The sequence below is a fragment of the Mesorhizobium sp. M7A.F.Ca.CA.004.06.1.1 genome (genome assembly GCF_003999135.1).
Lineage (GTDB): Bacteria > Pseudomonadota > Alphaproteobacteria > Rhizobiales > Rhizobiaceae > Mesorhizobium.
On the sequence record NZ_RZPQ01000973.1, the window covers coordinates 1 to 1,823 of the forward strand.

1 pseudogene is annotated in these 1,823 nt (G+C 63.4%); it reads right to left on the reverse strand.

Annotated elements, in window-relative coordinates:
• A pseudogene (locus EN906_RS37565) lies at window positions 1-1,823 on the reverse strand (hypothetical protein); the annotation flags it as partial.

The following is a 1,823-nucleotide window of genomic DNA, read 5'->3' on the forward strand; positions in this document are numbered from 1 at the left end:
GGCCGGTCGTGGTGGCACCAGCCGTGACCACGCCGCGCGCATTGATGACGCCGCCGACGACAAAGCCACCCAGGTCGAACAGACTGACGGATCCCGCATTGGCCGCGATCGTGCCGATCTGGTTGCCGCCATTGTTCAAGTTGAAGTCGCCGGCGCCGCCGAGCAGCAGCGATGCCGCCGCCAGCCCGTGCGTCTGCGTGACCGTGCCGTTCGACGACAGCGCTAGCGTGCCGGCGCCGATCGACACCGCCCGGTCGATCGCGAAGGTGGTGGCCGCCGTTTCGATCTGCCAGTTGGCGAAGGACAGGCTGCCGACATAGGTCGATCCGACAGTCGCTGCAGCGGCGTCCTGCAGCGCCGAAAGAGACGTGATCGAACTGTCCGCCTCGTCGAGACGCCAGTTGCCATAGACGTTCAGGTTGGAGACATTCCCGCCCGCAAGCCCGGTGCGAAATGTCACGCCGTTCTGAGCCCCGGAACTGTCGTCCGGATGCGAATCGCGAACGGTGTAGGCCAGCACGCTGTCCGATATCCAGCCGGTCGGCACGGCGATGTAGTAGTAACCGTTGACGCCCGTGGTCACCGTGCCGATGTCGACACCGTTCGAGACGCCGGTGACCCAACCGGGATTTTTTGCATAGTAGGGCTGTCGCGTGGCCGACGAGAGCGGTGTGATGCCGCCATCCTTGTAGGCGATGCCGGAGATCGCCTGGATGCCGTTTGGATAGAAACTGTTCAGATACGGGTAGAGACCGCCGGTTCCGCCGACGAAAGCGGAGCTCAAGCTGGTGGCGCCGCCGCCCTGCAGCTGTGCCGTGGTCAGGCCGGTGCTGGTGACGCCTGCAGCGCCTTGGCCGGCAACGCCCGTCGTCGTTCCTGACGTGGTGGTGTCGAAATAGACATTGGTGACCGTGCCCCAGGAAAAGCCGACGCTGCCGCCAACGCCGGTAGCGCCCAGAAGTCCAAGCACGGCGCCTGTGGAATAGCCGTCGCTGATGGCGCCGACATTGAACCCGACCAGGCCGCCGATGTTGTCGCCACCGACAACCGAACCACTGGCATGGACCTGGCTGATCGTGCTGCTGTTGAAACCGGCAATGCCTCCGATCTGGCTGCCATCGTGTCCTCGCACCGCGTTCGTCGAAAACGAACCGGTGATCGTGCCCTCATTGCGTCCGACGAGACCGCCGACGGCAGCGACACCTTCGAGATAGCCGCTTGCCCAAACCCCCGATATCGTACCCTTGCTAAAGCCGGCAATTGCGCCGGTGTTGTACGAACCACTGATATAGGCGTCGACCAGTCCGACATTGCGCACCACGCCGGTGCTGCCGACATAGCCGAACAGCCCGACATAGTTGGCCGGAATCTGCCGCACCCAGATCTGGTTGATGATATGGCCGAGACCGTCGAAGGTGCCGGTAAAGCCGTTGCCGCCATTCTGGATGTTGGTGTTGCCGTCGGTGCCCAGCGCGGTGAAACCGAGCAGGTTGTTCCAATAGTAGGTGGAACTGGCCTCGATGTTGTTGGCCAGCGCATACCGTTCGGTCAGGCCGCTGTTGATCGCCTGCAGGCCGTTGACATCGTAGATCAGCGTGTAGCTCTGGCCGTCGATCGACAGCGCCTGCGCTCCCGGCGTGCCGGTGAAGGTCGCCGATGCACCCAAGGCATAGGAAATCGTGCCCCCGGTGCCGCCATTGTTGGTGACCAGCGTCAACCCGCCGACGCCGCCGATCGTGGCGTTCGCATTGAAGACGATGGAATGAAAGGCGCTGAGCGTCAGCGTGTTGGTGTTCCAGCTGATCGGCGCGGCAATGGTGATG